This window comes from Arthrobacter sp. B3I9 (assembly GCF_030816935.1).
In the GTDB taxonomy this organism is placed as follows: domain Bacteria; phylum Actinomycetota; class Actinomycetes; order Actinomycetales; family Micrococcaceae; genus Arthrobacter.
Genome location: NZ_JAUSYO010000001.1, coordinates 2,766,628 through 2,786,563, shown reverse-complemented (window position 1 = coordinate 2,786,563; position 19,936 = coordinate 2,766,628). Strand labels below are relative to the sequence as shown.

Here is a 19,936-nt window from a genome sequence, read left to right as displayed (position 1 = left end):
GAGCGGTCAGCAACAACTTCATCCATGCACGACGACTACTAGGGTAGGTATATGAGACGCGCTAAAATAGTGGCCACTTTCGGACCGGCAATTGCGAGCTTCGAGAACACGCTGGCCGTGCTCGAAGCAGGCGTCGACGTGGCCCGCATGAATATGAGCCACGGGGATTACTCCGTGCACGACAACACGTACGAGAACGTCCGCAAGGCCGCCGGCCAGCTCGGCAAGCCGGTCGCCATCATGGCCGACCTGCAGGGGCCCAAGATCCGCCTCGGCCGCTTTGTCGACGGACCGCACCTGCTGGCGGTCGGTGACACCTTCACGATCACCACCGAGGACGTTCCGGGCACCAAGGAGATCGCCTCCACGACGCTGAAGAGCCTGACCGAAGATGTGCAGCCCGGCGACGCGCTGCTGATCGACGACGGCAAGGTTGCCCTCCGCGCGATCGACGTCGACGACGTCAAGGTGGTTGCCCAGGTGATCGTCGGCGGGTATGTCTCGAACAACAAGGGCATCAACCTGCCCGGCGTTGCCGTGAACGTTCCGGCGCTGAGCGAGAAGGACGAGGACGACCTGCGCTGGGCCATGCGCCGCGGTGTGGACATGGTTGCCCTTTCCTTCGTCCGCGACGCCTCGGACATCAAGCGCGTCCACGAGATCATGGACGAAGAAGGCCGCCGCGTGCCGGTGATCGCCAAGATCGAGAAGCCCCAGGCCGTGGACCAGCTGTCCGAGATCATCGACGCCTTCGACGCCATCATGGTGGCCCGTGGCGACCTCGGCGTGGAGCTTCCGCTGGAGGAAGTGCCGATCGTGCAGAAGCGCGCCATTGAACTGGCACGCCGCTGGGCCAAGCCGGTCATCGTAGCCACCCAGGTGCTCGAGTCCATGATCGACAACCCGCGCCCCACCCGCGCCGAGGCCTCCGACTGCGCCAACGCCGTGCTCGACGGCGCCGACGCCGTCATGCTCTCGGGCGAGACCAGCGTGGGCAAGTTCCCGATCGAGACCGTCAAGACCATGGCCCGGATCATCGAATCCACCGAGGTCCACGGCCTGGAGCGCGTTCCCCCGCTGGGCACCAAGCCCAAGACCCGCGGCGGCGCCATCACCCGTGCCGCCGTCGAGATCGCGGACCAGCTGGACGCGAAGTACATCTGTACCTTCACCCAGTCCGGTGACTCCGCGCGCCGCCTGTCCCGGCTGCGCCCGATCCGTCCGGTTTTTGCGTTCACTCCCGTGGAGCATGTCTGGAACCAGCTGGCCCTCACGTGGGGCATCATGCCGGTGCTGGTCCCGATGGCCGGCCATACGGACGAGATGACCGCCCAGGTGGACCGCAGCCTGCTGGAGCTCGACGTCGTCGACGACGGTGACCTCGTAGTCATCGCCGCCGGTTCCCCTCCCGGAAAAGCCGGTTCCACGAACATGCTGAAGGTGCACAAGGTGGGCGACCTCGCCGACTTCGGCAGCACCGGCGATGCCGCGGCAGCCAGGGACAAGCTCGGCCCCTGGCCGGAAAAGAAGAAGAAGAACAACAAGGGCTAGTCTTTGGCATAGCGCAAGAAGGGAGGGTCCCCGCCGCGGTTCGCGTGGCGGGGACCCTCCCTTTTGTTTTTGCCTTTAGTTTTGCTTGCCTGGCGCTCGGGCCCGGCCGGCGGCGGGGCTAGTTGACCTGGTTGATGATGGTCTCGGCAACTTCGCGCATGCTGAGGCGGCGGTCCATCGAGGTCTTCTGGATCCAGCGGAACGCTTCCGGTTCCGTCAGGCCCATTTTGGTGGTGAGGAGGCTCTTGGCGCGCTCCACGAGCTTGCGGGTGGCGAACTGCTCCTGCAGGTCGGTCACTTCGCTCTCGAGAGCCTTGATCTCCTCGTGCCGGGACAGCGCGATCTCCAGGGCGGGAATGAGGTCCGCCGGGGTGAAGGGCTTGACCACGTAGGCCATGGCGCCGGCGTCGCGGGCGCGCTCCACCAGCTCCTTCTGGCTGAAGGCGGTGAGCAGGACCACGGGGGCGATGCGGGCCTTGACGATCTTCTCGGCGGCGGAGATGCCGTCCATGACCGGCATTTTGACGTCCATCAGGACAAGGTCCGGCTTCAGTTCTTCCGCGAGCTGCACGGCCTTCTCGCCGTTGTCCGCCTCGCCGACGACGTCGTAGCCCTCGCCCCGCAGGATCTCGATGATGTCCAGGCGGATGAGCGTCTCATCCTCGGCGACGACAACGCGGCGCGCCGGCTTGGAAGTGGCGGTTGACTCCGTCTGTTCTGACACGGGAACTCCTTGGAAAGGTACGGCGGGAACTGGACCATCTTAGGTTCAGACCCGTGGTGTACTTGGACCGGCTTGGTTCGATGCGGCGTCACTGGCGCGATTCACGGATTCAGCCTATCTGCATGTAGAGTAATTCCGCGCACTGGAAGCGATCGCGTTGCTCACAGCACTCTGGCAGCCTGATTGTTACACCGGTGTACTCCGCGCCCGAGTGGCGGAATTGGCAGACGCGCCGCACTCAAAATGCGGTATCGAAAGGTGTGTGGGTTCGAGTCCCACCTCGGGCACAGTGTTTCCGCAGGTCAGCGGCTTTTTCTCTTTTTACTGTTGACAAAGCTTGACTTTTTCGCACTGCGTCCCCCTGTACGTAGCAGATCAAGCGTTCCGCAAAGGCTCAAGCCGAAGCCCACTCCCTTTAGGAGCCAGCACCGGGTCATCCAGGTCGTGTGGGCCCGTCCCTGCCCGGGACTGTGAGGGCGGCTAGTTTCAAAGCAGCCGGCAGACACCGCGAAGTGGCGCTCCGTGAGGAGGCGCCAAATCTTTTGCAACCCCAGGCGTGGTCACCGCCCCGAGGGGTTGCATTCGATCTGCAAACGAGTCGGTGACCACTGGATTGATTATTCCAGCGTTAGTTGCACTCCGATTGCTCATTTTGTTTCAGCGGTATTCAAAGTTGAGCGTGGCAGCGTCAATAGTGAGGGAAAGCGTGTCTTCCCCTTGACGTACCGGCCGTTCGGGAGCATTATGGCGCCCACCACTACGGCAGCTGCAAGTCGTTGAGGAGGACGGTGCGGTGGACCCCTTGAAGCACGACGAAGAACAGTACGCGAGAGACGCTTCTGCTTTCACTGACAAGCTTGGCGAGATATTGCACGTGGGGCAAGCCACCTCCGATGCCCCTTCCACCGTGAACTTGGCGGAATTGGGTCAGCTCGTGACCCGTTACCAGAAGGTAGCTTCAGGATTTATACGCACATACATCGCCAAAGCGCTTGCCTCGCGGGATCCCGGGTGGTTACGGACCGCTCTGCCCGTGGCGGTGGCTCTGTCGGACGTGCAGCAGACCAATTCTCCCCTCCAGGAACTTTTTGAGGCGGCGGGACAGCTTGGAGCCGTCGGCGAGTTGGAGTTGATGCTCGATCCACCAGTCTCAGGGCAGTAGCAAGAGAGAGCTAGGAAGTTGCGGCAGATGTCTGTAGCACCAACTTGGCGAGAAATTTGGGCCCTTAATGCCGATGTTCTGACCGAAGTACTCAGGCACGAGCCAAGGGACGACTCTGAACGGATCTTGGTCGTAGCGCAATTAGGGAATGAGTTATATCGACTCGGCCACTTGACCGACGCAGCGGCGTGCTTTGAATCGGTGGCGGGTTACCTCCCGCCTGCACTCAACACAAAGTTATTTAACAGCTTAGGCGCCGTATACCAAGCTCAGGGTCGAACTCAAGCCGCTGCAGCAGCCTACCAGGCAGGGCTACAGTTACCTCAGCCTGATCATTCTTCTGAACGCTCCCAAGCGGAGCTGGGATTAGCGTTTGCGCAACTACGGCAGGGGAATCTGGATGCATTAGTAACTGTCGCGCCATCAACAACTGGCGAAGCGGCAGACTCGCAAGCGGAGCAGTGGCGGCTTCGCGCACTCGCGTACAGGGACGTAGGACAGTGGGAGGAGGCGGTGAGTTGCGCGACACTCGCCGTCGAGATCATTGGTCCCACTCTCCGGGACCCGGCAAGTTCAGTTCGAAAAGGGGAATGTCTTTTTACCCTGGCTGGGCTCCTTCTGACTACAGGACGTCCGCTCGAAGCCCTTAGAGCTACCGCGGATGCTGAAAGCAGCTTCAGGGACGCAGACCTTCTACTTGCCCTGCCGCGTTGTCAGATGCAACGCGCTCAAATTTTGCATGAACTTGACCACAAGGGCCTGGCGATTCAAATACTTTCGTCCTGTATCGCCCAGCAGGAAGCTGCTGGCGGCGAGAGTAATGCGGCACTAGGAAGAGCAACTTTGGCGGTTTGGGCCTTACTGAGGCACGATTTCCAGGGAGCCTTCGAAAACGCTATCAAAGCCGCAGAGTCTTTGGAGAGGAATGGGCACCTAATTCAGGCAGCAAAGGCCAAAACTATAGCTGCAACAGCCCAAATGGGTCTCGCTCGCAATTCGACCATTGCACCCAGCACTCTAGAAATGCTCGATAGTAGTAGGAAAGCGGTTTTATCCGCACTGACACTGCTCGACCGTCAACGATACCTATTGAGTCGCTCACAAACGCGAGAGAGCTGGATGAGGACTAAGTCTTTCGCGCTTCAAGTTGCGTTAAGTGCGGCCGAGCTTGTATCGGATTGGGCCCTTATAGCAGAACTGATAGAGACGGCGAGGGCGCAGGCCATCCCTCGGGGCGCTGACAGTTCTGCCATTGCTCTTACCGATCCTCTGTTAGAGGACGAGGGTACAGGTCATCAGACGACAGACGCGGCCAGCACAAACAAGACCTACGAGGCGGAAAAACCTACTGTGGCTGCATCGGAGGCGGCCCGATTGGCAGCCCTCGCCGCCTTAGGCGAGCTCCACCTAGAAACTCCACCTGTTGTTCGAGTTCGTTTTCCGAGCCGCTTCAATACGGATCTCGACAACGACGAGGTTGTTATATTGCCGGAACTCATACAAGCAATGGGTATACCGGGCACCTTATGGTGGGGAATGTGGATCACGGGGGACAAGCTGTGGTTTTCACTAACAAGTAGCGTGAAGGTCTTGAGTGCCGGTTATTTGCCTTGGCAATCTGTAGCTCCTGTACTGACTGAACTGATGGCAGCGCTGCCACAGCCCCAGCCGAATGAGAGTGCTTTGGCGGCAGCAAATAGGGCGACGGCCGGAGCCTTGGCAAACAGCCCTGCGACCGAGAGCGCCCTCATGCAACGTCTCGGCGACTCCATTGTGCCACCAGAACTCCAACGTCAGTTGCGCGAAAGAAACCCCTTGGAGCCACTTAGGCTTCTGGTGGCCCCGCCACCAGAACTCTCGAGGGTTCCATTCGCATTGCTGGGCATGGGTGGCAATCTCCGATTGATTGATCGGGCCGAAGTAAACTACGTGAGCTCGGCCTCGTTCACTTCCCGAATCGTTTCGCAGAGACGAAGCTCAGCGGAGGTCGAGAGTGCGATCCGGCCAGTGAAAATTGCAATTGGTGATCCTTCCTTCGATCTCCCTGCGTCCTTAGATGCGATCAGGCAGATCAGCAGTGAGCTGCGGCTGGAGCGCGCCAAGGCCACGAAGAAAAACCTGCTGGAGGCACTTCCGCCGGTGCCGTCTTCCCCAGGCGTTATCGTGTATGCAGGCCATGCGTTCTCAGGATTTGTCGGCGCACCAGCGACTGCCTCACTCTGCCTGTTCGGGTTCGACCCGAGTGGTGTTCATGACGACTATCTATTGCGGAACGGTGAGCCGCCGGAAGAGTGGCTTTCGGCGCGTACGCTTCTTTCCTCCGATGGCCCTCGCCTGTACGACCGTTTGCTTCTATCGGGGTGCTCGACAGGCGCAAATCCCTTAGCCGAATGGACCGGCTTGACGCCTGCCGCACTATGGTCTGGAGCTAACACTGTTGTTTTCAGCCATTGGGATCTCTTAGAGATTGATGATCACGATCAGCCGGGCGAGATTGCCCTCACAAACCTACTGCAGAGGGAAGGTGACTGCGTACGAGGACTGCGGGAGTGGCAACTGAGCCACCTGAATCGCTGGCGAGACTCTAGCTTGTCCGCCCATGGGAACGCGCTCGTAAGCCCGCTTGCCTTTGCTGCTTACGGCGTCATGAGCATAGAGCGATCGGCCGGCAAAACCACCCATCGCGAGGAGGAGTAATGGGGCTTGGAGCTCACTACACAAAAGCGATACACGAAATAAGCGGAGAATATTGGGGGACTTGGGAGCCCACAGAGCCCCTCCAGGTTGGAACGATTGGAGTGGATTCGAGAGATGTGCTCGTTCCAATCCGCAAGCTTTCGGCCTTGCCTGCCCTTGATGGTACAGAGCTGCCGGTCACAGCGGAGAGGAGGAATGTTGCAGCATCGTGGAAGAAGAACGTCAAGGTGGAGATGGTAACCCACGGCGAGGCCAACGCAGCCGGCCTCTTAGACGCCACCGTCTCACTCACATTTTCTGGTGAATGCTCTCTCTTGCTGGCAATAACAGGTGCCACGTACTATTCTTTTGCGGATCTTCGGACAGCCGCGCAAATCGTTCTGGCAGAATACCGAGATGGCAATTGGCTCAAAGAACATCTGCTCGTGACTCACGTTGTTTCAGCGCCCACCGTGACTGCCCTTGTTGCCAACGCCGCAGGAGCTAGTGTTACGCTTTCCGCCGCTGTTCCCACCGGCGCCGTTCAACTCGACTGGCTCGCGGATCTCAACGTCGGACTAAGTGTGAAGCAGGAGGCAGGCCTAGGGTTCAGCTGCTACTCGAAGAAGGCATCGCCTCTATTCCGGGCGATACAGATCAAAGAAAGTTGGTGGGGCAAGCCCGCCACCGCAGTGCTCCGTAGCACCAAAGACGACCCGCTCAAGGCTTTTGAAGATGTGACCCTAGGTTAGCGGTTCAGCGATGGGGGGAGCTGGCCTTCTGAGGCGGAACGACTAAGTCTTCGGATTCACGCCGGGCAGGCCCTGGGAATGGGCAGCGTCCGCCTACCCCGGGCAGGACATTGCGTGCCTCTTGTGATCCTCGCCCTCGCCCTGACTTCGGCGACTACAGCATCGAAGTAGAGCGTGTTAGGACTGCTCCTCACGCCCTTGGATGGACCTTGCACTTGCATGGCAAGAACTGGACCGCAGCAACAAACTGGGATGAATTCATCAAGGCTCGTGCTGAGGCGACCATGGGGCGTTTCCGGGCGCAGGCGGTCATCTAGGAGCGGGAGCGCAGCGAGGGGAGGACAATGTGCCGCTCCGGACTCGGAGACCCGGGCGGGGGAACGGGGGGAGGGCGCCTGCCGGTCCCGAGACCGGCGGTAACTTGAGCTGTGGAACTCGTGGTCCCGATTATTGGCACTCTTCTTACCGCCGGACTTCTTCTTAGCGGGGTACGTACGTACAGGCAGAACTTTCCCAAACCACAGATGCTGTATATGAGGTCATAGCAGTCCCTCTGATTGGAAAAGCGCTAGGCTTTGAAAAGCCGAACGTCCTTTATGACGGTACAAAAATCGAACGGCCAGTGTTTGTGACCGTCATAGTGGCTTCTGTTGGTACGCATGACATTCCGGCCGATCGCTTTATAAACGTTCCGTTGGAATTGCGGCTGGGCGTGCCTATCCTCAGTGCTGTCGCACCCCCAAAGGACACGCGAATGAAAACGTGGTTGTGTCTATCGACGGGACGAATCTTGCTATCGACAGAGTCGACATGCCGAGTGACTTCGTCGTTCAGCTCCAATATCTTTGCGAAGGGACTCCGACTCCGACGGCGCCCCGTCGCCTTCGAGATATCGATATCGTCTCAGCTAAAGAACTTCGCTATCCGGAGTCGACGGGTTCAATTTTCGATCGACCATCGCCTATACCGGACCTGCCGTCAGAGCGCGTAGCCCTGTGGTTTACAGGATTGTCAGCCCAGCGGATTCACCTCAATTGCGGATTTCTGGCTCGGGTCAACGACGGTGGGCCGATGCTGATGCCCGGGCCCACTCCACAGTGGAGCACCGTCGAAGATGCGGCGGGCTGCTCCTTCTGAGACCAATGGCTTTCGCCGATAACGGACCTTCCCTCAGGTTATTGAAAATGTGATGGCGAAGGGGGACTGTAAGAAAAACGGTGTGTGAGGGTCCGGCCTGATCCGAATGGGCCCACCCATGCTTCCTCCCTTCAGCCCGCGGGGCAAAGAAGGGTTCCTCCTGCAGGCCGGAACAGCACCAGATGCACGAGCCGTACTCTTAGGACCGGTCCGGAGTAGTCAGTGACCCGGTCTCCTGCCGGGCGGTGGCCCAGACGTTCCAGTCCTCCGGGCGGGTGGTCGGCGCGCCCAGCAAATAGCCCTGGCCACCAGTCGCTCCGAGGCCGCCGACGGCTGCCAGTTCTGCGGGGGTTTCGATGCCCTGGGCGATCACTACCGCACCGATGTGTTCCGCGAACCCGATCATGGCCTCACCCAAGGAGGAACGGAGCGGATCAGTATCAATGCCGGCAATGAGGTCTCTGTCCAGCTTGATGATGTCCGGCCGGAGCTGCCTGATATGCCGAATGGAAGTGAAGTACGAGCCGGCATGATCAATGGCGAGCCGTACGCCTCTCTTGCGCAGCGGGGCTAGTGCCGCCCTCAGCGCGACGGGTTGCTCTCTGGTCATCGCCTCGGTGATTTCCAGGACGAGGCGCTCAGGCAACAGGTCGGATTCCTCCAAGAGCCCTGGCAGGAGTGGATCCAGGCAGGTGGCCGGGGATAGTTTGAGTGCTACGTACAGGTGGGCCGGCAGGACCCTTGCGGCAGAAAGGGCGGACTCCAGGGCTGCAAATTCAAGGTCGCTTTCAAGCAGGGCATCTCTGGCTTGTGCGAACCAGTCTGCTGGCTGGTCCCCGGCGTCGCCAAGGAACCGTGTGAGGGCTTCAGCTCCGACAACCCTCCCGCTGGCGAGTTCACGGATGGGCTGGAAGGCTGTCAGTAACGTCCTGCCTTGCAGGGCCGACTCGATCCTCGACCGGGTGTTGGCCACCAATTCCCGGGAAGGGGACGACGTCGACGGCTGCGTTGGCGACGCGGCGTCACGGGGTAGGAGATCCTCGGCCAAGGATCTGAGGGTAATCAGGTGCTCCGCCAGCGCCGCTTCCGGCCGCTCCGGATGAGCGGCAAGTCGCTGGCGCAGCTGATCCCGGGCCACCCCCTGTTCCGGCTCCGACGAGGACAGGACCGCCTCGATGATCTCCGCCGCCTGCCGGCGAATCACGGGCACGGCGCCGCCACCGGGCATGGTCTCCGGGGGGCACTCGGGACCCGCCGCTCTTGAGTGCGGAAAAGACGTTGGTTCTGTCGACATGGCTATTCCTTTTTGGTTCCCTGTCCCGGCTGAGCCCGGAACAGACAGACGGCATTCCGCTTGCGCGGTCCGGGTTTCAGGAATGCGCAAGCGGAAGTACCGTGACCAAACCGTACAACAGGGCCTAATGCTCTGTCCCGGGAGGACAATAAGGTCCTCCCTCTACACCGATAGATGCTCATCCTTTGTGCGCCTCGAGCCGGTGGAGCTTCCGTCGTTGAGATTGGTGCTTGCCCGGGGCTCCGCGGCCCCTGCGGAGATGGTGTGTTTTCCCGAGTCTCGGCGCCTATGCCCTCATTCTCTGGTCGTCGGCCAGCTCTATAGCTACGGCCAATAACGGTAATCCTTAAGTGCCGTTAAGCCGGCGTCATCACCCAGCAAAAACTGACGTGCCTGGCGGCACGGTCTTTCCCACCGTCTGCCCGCCGGCTCGGGCGCGGAATCCTAGAGAACGTCGCCGTGGAACTCAACCGCCGGCCACGGACACGACACGGCAACCGAACGCCCGCAGAAGTCCTCGCCGAGCTAATCTCGAACCCAACAAATCAAACCGGTGTTGCAGGCACCACCTGAATCCACCGCACATAGGTTATGAGACAGCCGGTCTGTACCGAGGCCGGGCGCCGAGGAAGACGCTACTTTGAGCCTGGCCGGTCGGGTGCAAGTATCTGTTGGATGGCTGGCCCCAGGATTCCGATAAGTTCTTCGGTTTCTGCTTGGAGGAGTGTGGGTACGCCGATGATCCGGCGGCCCGTCACCACCCCCACCAGCATCGAAGCGGCGAGGCCGGCCCGCAGCGCCGCATCGGAATACTCTCGGCCGTTCCGTCGACCAGCCGCGCCTGGATGAACTCGCGGAGCTGTCCCACCCCTTTGTCATTGACAATGGCGCCGCGCAGCATGGCCATCAGAGGCTCCGACTCTTCGGGCGGCCCTTCCCAGGCGCTGAGGTAGGCACGGACCACCCGTTCCCCCAGGTGTTCGTCCTGGCCCTCGAATGCGGTGCTGAACCTTTCCAGGGCCGACGGCGGCACGGCCATCACCGCGGCGAAGAGCTCGTCCTTGGACTTGAAGAACTGCATCACCTGAGAGGCGTCCACCTCCGCATCGGCGGCCACCAGCCGGATCGTGGTGGCGACGAAGCCGTCGGAAGCGAACCTGGCACGGGCTGCGTCCAGTGCGCGGCAGCCTTTTCGTCCAAGCCGCCTGCACGCTGGACGGGCCGGCGGAGGACGCCTTCGGGTGGGAGCAAGAGGCGTGCGAAGATAAGGCACTAAATTCAAGGCCACCACGTGCGACTATACAGATACTCGCGAATCCAATGTCCGGGGGTCAAATCTTCCGGTGCAAATACTTGCCACACTAAGGGTGCGATTGTCGCACCGATAGTAAGTGCTTCTTTTGCTATGGTCGGCCACCGACGCGACCAAGTGCTGCTGGGATCAGGGACGGTTACGTCCTTAAACTGATGCAATGTCCAACTTCGCAAGAGCGTTTGATATGCAGCTACTTGTAGGATTTCGATGGCTTGAATGCGCCCCGTGATACCTTTGTCCCAAAGCAGCTCTTCCGCTTTTGCAAGATAAGCTGCGACTTTCCTTCGTGCTAGGCGCTCGTTCTTCCGACTCGTGGGCGACTTTGAGGCTCGTGCCCGTCGTAAGCTTACATCCAAGACGTGCCCGGCTCGGCCAATTTTCTCGATGATCTCATATCTAGTGATCCATTTCTCCGAAAAGCTTTGCGGATCTTGGAAGAGCCTGGAACGATTCTCCAGCAACTGCCGAAGGGAGGCCTCGATTTGATTTACCACGTATGCAAATGGTGCGAAGAGACGAAACACCAAACCTACAAGGTATCGTGTTGTTCCCCATATTAACGCGTGAATGACACTGAAGGCCAGAATTATTGCTATAACGAAACCAGTATTTCCGAAGAAATCCTGAGAAGTAGCAATTCGGTCAATAGCCACAACGCATGCTAGAAGAAAGAATGCGACCCAAATTACACCCGAAATTAGCCAAGCTGGTGCGCACAAAATGTATCGACAAAAAAACTCAGTTCGCTTTGCAGCCTCTAACCCGGATTTGATCCGGAGTACATAAAGCTCAGGTTCCCCCCACTCGGTCGCTAGCCGTTGGAGCCGCGCCTCGGTGGACTCCGGTTTCCCATCATTCGAAACGTCTGCGGCCTTAGTGCGGCAATCACGTTCTTCCCGAAGCCACATTTGCAACCGGTACCGGCTGACGCCATAGTGCTTACACGCGGCCACTTGAGGCATGTGCTCATCGAGCACCGCGGAAACAACCTTTTGTCGTAGGTCTTCATCCACTGGCATTAGATTACCCCTGGCTCTCAGAGTCTCGGTAGAACGACTATGCAGCTGCGAAGGTATCCCGGGCTACCCCCGTCCCCGAGTCGACAAAGATTCGGTCTTGCCTCATGCGGTTAGGCTTAGAGGGTTGGCAACATCCGAAGTCGAAACGCGGAGCCGGGGCCTTTAAGTCGCAAGTGTCGAATCATCACCGTCACGGCACGCGGACGGCGAGCCATTGAGAAACCAATTCACCCAAGCAGTTGGCCTCGTCAGGTTCGCCCCAATAGCTGGAGTGGGTCCTTCCGTTCACGAAGACCTGGAGGAGTCCGATCTCCTCATCTGTGTACCGGATCGAATGTGGCCTCGCGGTTCCAACCGTGAATGTCTCGACCCCATCTTTTTTGTCATTCCCGTTCCTTAGGTTAGAAGCAAAAATATCGGCTGCATTGAAGATATTGGTCCACCTCAGATTCTCCTTACGTTCCTTTCTCCCCTTGTCATAGGAGGGTTCGAAGAGCCGCACGAGGTCGAGAGGACAGCCAATCGTGACAAGTGACGATACCGGTGCCACCGGTTTGGGCGACATTCGGGCATTTGCGCGCGGATACAGGGCTTCGAATAGAACCAAACTGCCGAAGCTATACCCCACCAAGTGCAGCGGGCCCTTCCAGGTCCTCCGCAGTTCGTCAATCGCTTGATCGAGTTTGAATGTTATGTCATCGGCCTTCTGGTCATAATTCTCAGTGAAACGAATCAATGTTTCGGCAGAATCGGCCAGGGCCAGAGCCTTCTTGCGAAGAAGCGCCCAACTGATAGTGAGTCCCAATGAGGCGAAACCAAAAAGCCGAGGCGTCGGATTCGGGCCAAGAAGGGCTTCCAGCAGGGACAGGTGCTTGACTGCATCCGCAACCCACGACACGTCAATACTCAGCGCGAGCAGAAACGCATACATAGCCACAGCAGCGGCGATAATAAGGGGCACCAGGCCGGCGACCAAGCCCAGGAACAGTTGCCACTTCGTGCGAGCGGTCTTGGCTTTTCGCCGCAAAGCTCTGAACCACTTCCAGAAACCGACGCCTGCAAGGACGGCAGAGCGGACCATCCCTGGCGCGACCGAAGGAAAGGCTGTGCTCGGGGATTCTGCGAGGACCGAGGCGTAGTCGAACTGAAATAACTGCAACCTGGGCTGGTCCGCCCCGTCCACAACAGTCTTGCCCACGGTAAGTCCGCTTGGTGCCGTAACAGACGTCGTCTTAGTCCCGAACGTTCCGCCGCCGTCCAATGTGTCGGCAACCGTCGCCACTACTTCGGCCAGACGATCTGCGCTGTTGGCCTCAGCCCCACCCAGGCCAGGGACAAAAATGAGGACGGGAACTTGGGAAATATCTCCTGGCTGGTCTTGATCGCTCATAGCCGCACCCTTTGCCGCAGTACAAACCTCTCCGGTTTCAACAGAGAGGAGCTAAGAGGCTAGTTTCTCGCGTGCCACGGGGGAATGGAAGTGGTTCTTGAACCCACCACCGCGCTGATTACAGCGGCAGAAGCTAACTTTTCAGCAGCAGGCCAATTGGCCACTTATTGACAGAGTGCCCTCGTCCGGTTGTGCAGCCCAGACGAAGGCCAGCGGATTGCAAAACATCGCCCAGGCGTACCAGGCCGGATACAACACCAGAGCCCAGGAGCTGGGGATCGTCCGCATTCACTACGCCGACATCAAGAAGCGGATCGGTGCCGTACTGCCGCCGGCGGCGACGGCCGAGGAGCGGACGGCGATTCGCGCAGCGCTGTAGACGCTAAGGGTCAGCTACACCGAGGAAGCCGGAAAGCGTAATGCTTTCCGGCTTCTTTCCTGTTCAACGCCCACCGCAGCCACCGTAGATGCGTCAAGCGATTTGCACCCGAATCTCCGACTTTCTGAAAGAGTGAAAGTTATCCCCAGAGGTGGCGTTGGCGTGGTTCGTCTTCCGTAGGCCGATAGCCGCATATCAGGCGTACCTGATCACGGAAAAGTTCAAGGTCGTTCCCGCCAGGGATAGGGCTGAGCACGCACGGGCACGCAAGACATGGGCATCTTATTCTGCATGTACTGTTCGGCGCCGGTGCCCTTGTGGCGGGGCTCCACATCTTGTTCGATTAGCGGCTCTATCAAAAAGTACGATGAGCTTCCGGTCGGCGTCACTTGAGCCATCAGGCTCTCAGTAGCTTCGCTGCCCGTGCCGCCGGGCGCGGTAGTAGGCTCTGACCATGTCGAGTACCGAGGGTCGCAAACGCCTTGAGCCACGGATGAGCCGCGGCTCCTGGAGGTTCGCTCTCTGGGTCTTCGGCGGGCAGTTTGTGTGCAGCGCACTGCTCGCCCTCAATAAGGTCGGGTCCAGCCACGGATGGGACCCGGTGTCCTTCTGGCTCTACACGGCCTGGTTTATCATCAGCGCCATCCAGCTACTGCTTCTGCTTCGGGTCCGCAGGAACGACGCGCCCTTCTGGGACGAGGACGAGGCTCGTCGAGCCGACTGGGACCGACGCGGACGAAGGCTGTAGCAGCAGATGCGCGCGGGAGAGAAGATGGCGCCCTGAGCGAAGAAGGGCGGGCACCGATGAACGAACTCACCCCCCAGCCGACGCCCCGCAGCCTCGTTGAGAAGATCGTTGACTGGAATATCGTGACCTACGTGTCGATAGTGCTGCTCATGCCGCTGGTAGTCGGCCCACTCACCGACGCAGTCGGCTATTGGCCAGCCGTAGGCATCGGGATCATTGCTATTTCTGTCGTGTCGGTGATCCTCAGCCTGCCCGTGATCCCGCTGAGGAGGCGGCGCGTAGCCCGTGACGCAGAGCAGGGGATCTTCGAGTGCGCCCACAGGGAGAGGGGCTCCGCGCTCAACGGAAGATGGGCTCTGGGCTATGCAAAAGCTGAGCCGGGCAGGCTCCTCTTCCAGGCCAAGACCGGACTGGCCGGCTCTCTGACCGGTCCCGTCGAAATCTATACCGCGCCGGCTCTGGTCGGCGAACCGGCCAAGGGGACATGGGCGGCCTCCTTTCCCAGAGGAAGGATCGCGACTCTGGAAACCGACAAGGGCACCGTCGAAATCGCTGCATTTCAGGCAAGCATCGACCTGCTGGTCAATCGCAGCTTAGGCCCGGTCTCCTGAGCGCCACCCGGATGCGGCCAGTCAGCGTGATAGTGCTTTCCACTGGCGGGCCTGAAAGGCCAGCATGAGGGTCATGGCGATCGGCACCAGCGGGAAGGTGAACTGCCCGGCGACCGCGAGGGCAGCGAAAGCGAACCACAGCAGGCCGGTGGTGATGGCGAGGTAGATACCTGCTTTGCGGGTAACCGCAAAGGCGGGCAGGTCGATGCCTTCGGCTCGAAGGGCCCGGGTTTCAGTGACTGATCCCCGGAGCAGGGGAATGAATACGGCAGCCAGGACAGCCGCCAACATCAGGGATGACCACGGTTCGGTTATGCCTAGCGCGTCCAGGGCGGTTCGCGTGATGAAGTTCAGTAGCATAAGCCACAGCAGGCCCCAGACGACCAGCCGGCGGTGCTTCGGTGGCATCCCCTCCAGGGAGTCAGCCGGCCACGATTGCCACTCGTACTTGTTGCCGTCATTACGGTTGCCGGGACCATGGCTTCGCACCTCGCTAGGTCCCATCCTTGCGCTTCCCGGTGTAGTAGCCGCCGAACATCAGGACGACGCCGCTGACGGCGAGCACGTATGGCGAGATGCCGATGCGGTCCGGCGGGATCTGAATGGCCAGGATGGTGCCCATGAGGGCATCCAAAGCGCCCACGCACAGAAGAAATATGCCAAGCCGCCGGGGTTTCAAGGGACCGCCCTCGTTATCGCCACAATGACTCTTCCTCCGGGAACTCGTCGAGAAGCCGCTGTATCCGTGGCCGGCGGTGCCGGACCCACAGCGGGAAGCCGACAGCCAGGCCGAGGAACGCGGCGGTGCAGACCACTCCGAGCCAAGGGCCCTCGCTGCTGTCGAAAATGACGAAGACACCCAGCACGGTCGCAAGACCAAAAAACACGGACCCGATCCAGGCCCAGCGCCGCTCCTGGATAAGGAGTGTGATCAGCTCCGGTTCCCACAATTTTGCGGAGGCGTGCTCCGGCAGTTGTCCCGTAGCCATGGCCTTTTTGATGTTCGTTGCAGTGGGCGAGCCGGGAGGGAGCGCCCGTTCCTTCGCTGCAGCGCGGACACCCATCCACACGATGAAGATGCCGGATGCGACGCCGAAGGCGCCGTACATGGCAACATCTTCTGCGCCGACCTCCTTGCCCCGGAGGAGGCGCACGCCCAGTTGCAGGCCAGCATATGCGGTAGCAATGACGAGCACGAGTATCCACAGAGGCGTGCGCCGCACCAGCCCTTGCAAGCGACCGCGGGAATTAGGGGTCACGGGGTGGTGGCAGGTCGTGAAAACATCATGCTCGATCGCCAGAAGGTCATTGGTCCCCGATCCGATAGTTGGCTATTGCCGCCACCCTAGCCCGTCCTGACCCTGGCGTACATGGGCACGCGAATCCGCGCAGAGGCTGACCGTCATCATCGTCTGTCTGTTGTCTTGCTGCTCGACGGTACAACCAGATACTCACACCCAAAAGAGCTACATCCACGGTGACGGACCACTACCCGCTCTGGTGCGAATTCCTGCTGGCCTGACCTACCGTGGGTTCACGGTTCGAGATAGGCGGCGAGGTTCGCCAGCGATGAGGTCAGCCCCTCGGCATGGTCACGAGCTCGAATGCCCTCAGGTACGTTTCGCGCCTCAAACTCCACGATCGTTCCCTGATGCTCACTACGCAGGCTCCAATCCATCTGCATTGTCCCTTGGAAGACGACTCCATCACTTTCGAAATCTACCTCCTGCGCCACCCGTTCTCCTGGAACGAGCTGGGCAATTCGTACCTCAGTCACGTCGGAGTCCGCCGATGTCTTCCCGGGGGAGTCAGATGCATTTTCATAGGTGAGAACGAGTCGGTAAGAGCCGCCGGTGCGCATGTCAAACCGCTCAAATCGGCCCCGCATGCCCTTCGGCGGCAACCACTGGGCCAGCGCCTCTTGACTGGTAAGGGCGTCGAACACCAGGTGCGCGTCGGCGTGAATAAGGAGAGATGCTCGATCCGTTCTAGGCATGTTTGAAAGTAGCCGGGAGGGCCGGAGCTGTCAACGAAGCCTGCGTCCGCGGCGTCTCAGGAACTATACCTTTCAACACACTTCCAGCGGCCGCGTGATCCGGGGGTCTTAATGCTCCTCAATGTCTCACCGAGTCTGTCTCACCGTAATGTCTCGTATAACCCTCAAAGGTCTATGTGACATGAATTGCTTCACCGCCGGGGTGCCGTCGGCACACAGCATCCGCAGCCAGGCAAAGGGACGGTCTTGCCCTTGCGATCTATGTGCTCAGAACATCGCGTAAGGATTGAGCGGCCTGTAGTTTCGGCCCGCCAGCCAGTCCACCAGCGCCGGCCCCAGCACTTTCGAGCTGGTACCGGACGCCGCCGGCTGGGACGCCAGGTCCGAGACGGAGACTGCTGAAAGGCCGGTGTGTCACTCCAAGGGCCTGCACCGGCGGCACATAGGTTTGGACCGTGGACACGGAACGGGAACTGCTGGAGGGGCAGACGATCAACGATCTGCTCGACGAGCCTGCCGGCGCGGCACCCTTTTAGCTGGTCCTGCCAATCCGCATGCAGCTTCGATTGGGCACATCCGACGCCTCACCGCCTCCTAAGACCACCACGGAGCAGTCCGGGACCACATCACCGAAGCCCTACTTGGAAAGAATCACGTCAAGGAGAGCCGGCAGCCTTGTGACGCCGTCGTCTGCCATGAAGTGCCCTGCGCCCGGGTGGACCTGCAGCCGTGCGTCCAGACGCCTGGCGAGGTCATCGGATGCTTCCGGCGGCACGAACGGATCCGTGTCGGAGCGGAGCACTGTTCGTTCCCCGATGCTTGCTGCCACCCGTTCAACGTCAACGTCGGTTGCGAGAAAGCCGTCGAGTTCCGGCAGTGCTTCCAGTGGTTCGGTGAAGCCTGCCACCAAGACGAGAGCGCCCAGCTCCCATGGCTCCGGCAGCGCCGCGAGTACCCGTAAGGCAGTGACCGCTCCGAGGGAATGAGCCACAACGACCGTTGTCGCATCAGGCACTCCCAGTGCCGCGCCGACCGCGTCCTCCCATGCTGCCTTGTCAGGATCGTCCGGGCCGGGGAGAGGAACTACAGTGACGGCTATGCCGCCAGCTTCGAGGACGCTTTGAAGCCAAGGGAACCAGTTTGCATCCGGCGACGATTCGTACCCATGGACGACGACGACGCGCTGGACGGACCGGATCGGGACGTCGCTGGATGTTGCTGTCATAGGCACAGACTCTATAGGGACAGCCTGAGATCGGCCCAACGGCGACTCTGGCGGCGGCGGCATCAGATCTGAGGTCAGGAGGCCGGGCCCCGGTCTTCGCCGTTGATGAAAACCTGCACCGCCACAACGTGGGCTTCTGTCAGGCCCTCCTCAGGGTCCGGCTTCTCCAGCAGGACGGGTTGGTGGTAATGGTGCGCCCAGTCATGCACGTCTGCCCCTAGTGCGTCGTCGATCCACACAACCGCGTCCCAATCCGCACCGTTCCCGGCCTCCATGTTGTTCAGCCATCTGGCTACAGGCCCCAGCTTGGGCGTCTGCTGGTCCTCGTCGCCTGGCTCCGGGGTGATCGCGACCCGCAGTGGGCTCACCTCAAGGCTCAGCTGCGCCTCGAGGCTGTTCATGAGGTCATCACGTGATGACGACACCCAGGCGATCCTCCCTTTGGTGGCGAGCCGCCGCACCAAGGCTGCCTTCAAGTCCGAGAGATGCGCATTCACACCATTGGAGCTGTCATCCGGCTGAAGCTTCGGGTTCAGCACACCGTTGACGTCCAGGAGGATGATGGGCTTCATGACCGAGACCATAGTCCGTCTCCACCCCGGACGGTAGTCGCCAGACACGTTTCCCGGAACATTTTTGGGGGATCCTGCGCATCCGGTGATGCCCACATTGACATTTGAACGCGGAAGGTCGTCGGAGTTGACGCCGCCGGGGGCCCCGTCTGCACACATCGAGTCCATGCCCACTTCCGCCGCCACCTCCTTCAATTTCAAGCGCCCCTGCGGTAGGTGCCCGTTCCGCAACGACCGGCCCTCCTTCCTGAACCTGGATCCCGCCTGCGAGACCAGGGACGCTTTGGGCGTCGACCCATTGAAGGTAGGCGTGTCGGCGGCACCGGGTGGGACTTCCTTTCCAGCGAAACCTCGCGCCCGGTGAGCTGCGGGGTTCCGGGACGGCTGCAGCGTCGGTGTCAGTCGTTCTCGCCGCCGTGGAGGATCCAGGTGAGCATCATGTCGATGCGAAGGGCGAGGCGTGCATTCGACCGGTGCTCTTCGGAGAAGCGGCGCAGCTCATCTCTTAGCAGTCCATCGGTTAAACTTCCGGTCGGTCGCGGACAGGACAGCCGGGATTGACTCGCCTGAGCATCGGGGCGATGGTAAGAGACGTACCCCTTCCGAATGAGGGGTTTCCTTTAAGGAGGCATTCCGGTGCAGACTCTGGACCGAGATGAGTTGAGTATCCATGTCGATGCTCCGCCCGAGGACGTTTACGAGATCGTGGCGGACGTTACGAGGACGCCGGAATACAGTCCAGAGGTAGCATCCTGTGTGTGGCTCGGCGGTGCTGTTGGACCTGCTTTGGGTGCCCGGTTCAAGGCACAGAACAAAATAGGTAAATCTCGGTGGAGCAACAAGCCGATCGTCACTGCGGTGTTGCCGGCCCGGGAGTTCGCATTCGCCCGTACCGAGCCCTTTTGCGGCACTCTGCACTGGCGTTACAGGTTTGAACCCGAGGACGGGGGAACCCGCGTAACTGAATCCTATGAAGTCGTGCGGCCCATTACGCGAGCCGGATGGATCATAGTGAGTAACTTCGGTCGCGACAAGAACCGCCGCAAGACAATGCATGACGGCATCGGGGAGAGCCTTCAACGACTCCGTACCATCGCTGAGCAGTCACGTACCGGAATTGCCGAGCCGTGACGGTCACTGCCTTGCGATTCCGATATGCGGCTTCGGGTGCTCCATGCGAGCCGGGTTGACCAGCGATGGCACGTACAAAGTGGCCCTGTCCACCGGGAGCGGTCACGGTCACCAGTTCGGTGAGCCCAGCCTGTCCCGTCGCGACGGTGGTCCCGCCGACGCCGAGGATCGCGTACGCCCCGATGAGCACCAGCAGGAGCCATTCGCGCACGGAGCCGGCGTGCCCGCGAGCCGGGATGGTCATGTAGCCGTTG

General features: G+C 60.4%; 18 protein-coding genes, 1 tRNA gene and 1 pseudogene. 9 read left to right on the top strand and 11 right to left on the bottom strand.

Translation table 11 applies throughout. From position 1 onward, the window contains the following. Positions 1–51: 51 nt before the first annotated feature. Entirely contained in the window at positions 52–1,551 is a 1,500-nt protein-coding gene (gene pyk / locus QFZ65_RS13020; protein ID WP_306911037.1) for a pyruvate kinase, read from the top strand. Between the two features lie 118 nt (positions 1,552–1,669). On the opposite strand, the gene QFZ65_RS13015 is transcribed toward pyk, so the two are convergent. Next, positions 1,670–2,275 carry an ANTAR domain-containing response regulator gene (locus QFZ65_RS13015; RefSeq protein WP_306911036.1) on the bottom strand — a complete coding sequence of 202 codons (606 nt, stop codon included), beginning with the start codon at positions 2,273–2,275 and terminating at the stop codon, positions 1,670–1,672. A gap of 205 nt (positions 2,276–2,480) precedes the next feature. Between QFZ65_RS13015 and QFZ65_RS13010 the strand changes: the two genes are divergently transcribed. The 4 genes from QFZ65_RS13010 to QFZ65_RS12995 all read left to right on the top strand — a co-directional run bounded on the left by QFZ65_RS13010 (position 2,481) and on the right by QFZ65_RS12995 (position 6,865). Continuing rightward, positions 2,481–2,562, top strand: a tRNA-Leu gene (locus QFZ65_RS13010). A 506-nt stretch (positions 2,563–3,068) separates the two neighbouring features. Further along, on the top strand, positions 3,069–3,437 hold the full coding sequence (locus QFZ65_RS13005; protein WP_306911033.1) for a hypothetical protein: 369 nt from the start codon (positions 3,069–3,071) through the stop codon (positions 3,435–3,437). A gap of 27 nt (positions 3,438–3,464) precedes the next feature. Then, entirely contained in the window at positions 3,465–6,134 is a 2,670-nt protein-coding gene (locus QFZ65_RS13000) for a CHAT domain-containing protein (protein WP_306911031.1), read from the top strand. Then, on the top strand, positions 6,134–6,865 hold the full coding sequence (locus QFZ65_RS12995; RefSeq protein ID WP_306911030.1) for a hypothetical protein: 732 nt from the start codon (positions 6,134–6,136) through the stop codon (positions 6,863–6,865). Before QFZ65_RS13000 ends, QFZ65_RS12995 begins: the two co-directional genes overlap by 1 nt. Before the next feature lie 1,336 nt (positions 6,866–8,201). On the opposite strand, the gene QFZ65_RS12990 is transcribed toward QFZ65_RS12995, so the two are convergent. The 4 genes and pseudogenes from QFZ65_RS12990 to QFZ65_RS12975 form a co-directional block, all read right to left on the bottom strand. After that, positions 8,202–9,296, bottom strand: coding sequence for an EAL domain-containing protein (locus QFZ65_RS12990; RefSeq protein WP_306911028.1), 1,095 nt, complete (start codon positions 9,294–9,296; stop codon positions 8,202–8,204). 635 nt (positions 9,297–9,931) lie between these two features. Beyond that, positions 9,932–10,413: pseudogene (locus QFZ65_RS12985) on the bottom strand (TetR/AcrR family transcriptional regulator). A gap of 161 nt (positions 10,414–10,574) precedes the next feature. After that, positions 10,575–11,264, bottom strand: a complete 690-nt coding sequence (locus tag QFZ65_RS12980; RefSeq protein ID WP_306911026.1) for a hypothetical protein — start codon at positions 11,262–11,264, stop codon at positions 10,575–10,577. A gap of 556 nt (positions 11,265–11,820) precedes the next feature. Continuing rightward, positions 11,821–13,020: a hypothetical protein gene (locus tag QFZ65_RS12975; protein WP_306911025.1), complete on the bottom strand. Its 1,200-nt coding sequence runs from the start codon at positions 13,018–13,020 to the stop codon at positions 11,821–11,823. Between the two features lie 217 nt (positions 13,021–13,237). Here QFZ65_RS12975 and QFZ65_RS12970 point away from each other — a divergent pair, with 217 nt between their 5' ends. The 3 genes from QFZ65_RS12970 (at position 13,238) to QFZ65_RS12960 (ending at position 14,758) form a co-directional block, all read left to right on the top strand. Continuing rightward, positions 13,238–13,399 carry a hypothetical protein gene (locus QFZ65_RS12970; protein ID WP_306911023.1) on the top strand — a complete coding sequence of 54 codons (162 nt, stop codon included), beginning with the start codon at positions 13,238–13,240 and terminating at the stop codon, positions 13,397–13,399. 454 nt (positions 13,400–13,853) lie between these two features. Next, a complete protein-coding gene (locus QFZ65_RS12965) occupies positions 13,854–14,147 on the top strand; it encodes a hypothetical protein (protein ID WP_306911021.1) in 294 nt (97 codons plus the stop codon). 56 nt (positions 14,148–14,203) lie between these two features. Next, a complete protein-coding gene (locus tag QFZ65_RS12960; protein ID WP_306911019.1) occupies positions 14,204–14,758 on the top strand; it encodes a hypothetical protein in 555 nt (184 codons plus the stop codon). A 21-nt stretch (positions 14,759–14,779) separates the two neighbouring features. Here the strand turns inward: QFZ65_RS12960 and QFZ65_RS12955 are convergent, their stop codons facing one another. The 6 genes from QFZ65_RS12955 to QFZ65_RS12930 form a co-directional block, all read right to left on the bottom strand. After that, positions 14,780–15,166: a hypothetical protein gene (locus QFZ65_RS12955; protein ID WP_306911017.1), complete on the bottom strand. Its 387-nt coding sequence runs from the start codon at positions 15,164–15,166 to the stop codon at positions 14,780–14,782. Between the two features lie 85 nt (positions 15,167–15,251). Next, entirely contained in the window at positions 15,252–15,401 is a 150-nt protein-coding gene (locus QFZ65_RS12950) for a hypothetical protein (protein ID WP_306911014.1), read from the bottom strand. Positions 15,402–15,450: 49 nt separating this feature from the next. Next, positions 15,451–15,954, bottom strand: coding sequence for a hypothetical protein (locus QFZ65_RS12945; RefSeq protein ID WP_306911012.1), 504 nt, complete (start codon positions 15,952–15,954; stop codon positions 15,451–15,453). A 338-nt stretch (positions 15,955–16,292) separates the two neighbouring features. Further along, positions 16,293–16,754 (bottom strand): SRPBCC domain-containing protein, encoded by a 462-nt coding sequence (locus QFZ65_RS12940; protein WP_306911011.1) that lies wholly within the window; start codon positions 16,752–16,754, stop codon positions 16,293–16,295. Between the two features lie 637 nt (positions 16,755–17,391). After that, entirely contained in the window at positions 17,392–17,979 is a 588-nt protein-coding gene (locus QFZ65_RS12935; RefSeq protein WP_306911010.1) for an alpha/beta hydrolase, read from the bottom strand. A 74-nt stretch (positions 17,980–18,053) separates the two neighbouring features. Beyond that, positions 18,054–18,551: an HAD domain-containing protein gene (locus QFZ65_RS12930; protein ID WP_306911009.1), complete on the bottom strand. Its 498-nt coding sequence runs from the start codon at positions 18,549–18,551 to the stop codon at positions 18,054–18,056. Between the two features lie 636 nt (positions 18,552–19,187). Here QFZ65_RS12930 and QFZ65_RS12925 point away from each other — a divergent pair. Next, the gene (locus QFZ65_RS12925) at positions 19,188–19,682 is read left to right on the top strand and encodes an SRPBCC family protein (protein ID WP_306911008.1); all 495 of its coding nucleotides are present in this window, start codon (positions 19,188–19,190) and stop codon (positions 19,680–19,682) included. Positions 19,683–19,936 lie beyond the last annotated feature (254 nt).

Bases quoted from the DNA above. Each gene is read 5' to 3' on its own strand.
- QFZ65_RS12930 (WP_306911009.1), bottom strand. From the start codon at position 18,551: ATGAAGCCCATCATCCTCCTGGACGTCAACGGTGTGCTGAACCCGAAG.
- QFZ65_RS12935 (WP_306911010.1), bottom strand. From the start codon at position 17,979: ATGACAGCAACATCCAGCGACGTCCCGATCCGGTCCGTCCAGCGCGTC.
- QFZ65_RS12975 (WP_306911025.1), bottom strand. From the start codon at position 13,020: ATGAGCGATCAAGACCAGCCAGGAGATATTTCCCAAGTTCCCGTCCTC.
- QFZ65_RS12990 (WP_306911028.1), bottom strand. From the start codon at position 9,296: ATGTCGACAGAACCAACGTCTTTTCCGCACTCAAGAGCGGCGGGTCCC.
- QFZ65_RS12965 (WP_306911021.1), top strand. From the start codon at position 13,854: ATGTCGAGTACCGAGGGTCGCAAACGCCTTGAGCCACGGATGAGCCGC.
- QFZ65_RS12940 (WP_306911011.1), bottom strand. From the start codon at position 16,754: ATGCCTAGAACGGATCGAGCATCTCTCCTTATTCACGCCGACGCGCAC.
- QFZ65_RS12995 (WP_306911030.1), top strand. From the start codon at position 6,134: ATGGGGCTTGGAGCTCACTACACAAAAGCGATACACGAAATAAGCGGA.
- QFZ65_RS12960 (WP_306911019.1), top strand. From the start codon at position 14,204: ATGAACGAACTCACCCCCCAGCCGACGCCCCGCAGCCTCGTTGAGAAG.
- QFZ65_RS12955 (WP_306911017.1), bottom strand. From the start codon at position 15,166: ATGCCACCGAAGCACCGCCGGCTGGTCGTCTGGGGCCTGCTGTGGCTT.
- pyk (WP_306911037.1), top strand. From the start codon at position 52: ATGAGACGCGCTAAAATAGTGGCCACTTTCGGACCGGCAATTGCGAGC.
- QFZ65_RS13000 (WP_306911031.1), top strand. From the start codon at position 3,465: ATGTCTGTAGCACCAACTTGGCGAGAAATTTGGGCCCTTAATGCCGAT.